The sequence below is a fragment of the Halorubrum sp. ASP1 genome (genome assembly GCF_005435135.1).
In the GTDB taxonomy this organism is placed as follows: domain Archaea; phylum Halobacteriota; class Halobacteria; order Halobacteriales; family Haloferacaceae; genus Halorubrum; species Halorubrum tropicale.
Genome location: NZ_SGUA01000074.1, coordinates 1 through 297, shown reverse-complemented (window position 1 = coordinate 297; position 297 = coordinate 1). Strand labels below are relative to the sequence as shown.

Below are 297 nucleotides of genomic sequence, written 5' to 3'. Positions count from 1 at the left end.
GAGGACCTGCGGTACCACGCGGGCGAGCGGAAGCTCGTCGCCGACGGCGGCGGGTACCGCGCCGAGTGCCCCGAGTGCTCGTGGACCGGCGAGGGGTCGACGCTTTCCGGTGCGGGTCGCGAGGTCGACGAACATCGGCAGGAGACGGGCCACGACGCGAAGGTCGAGCGCGACCTCGCGACCGACGGCGGCGAGGAGGTGCCGCCAGCCGAGAACGTGCTGTTCGACGCGATCGAGGAGCACTACGACGACGACCAGTGTGGCGCTCCGACCGACGAGGTTGTTCGGTCGATGCTG

Annotated in this window: 1 pseudogene; it reads left to right on the top strand. The window is 71.0% G+C overall.

The window, feature by feature from the left end:
- A pseudogene (locus EXE48_RS18580) lies at window positions 1-297 on the top strand (hypothetical protein); the annotation flags it as partial.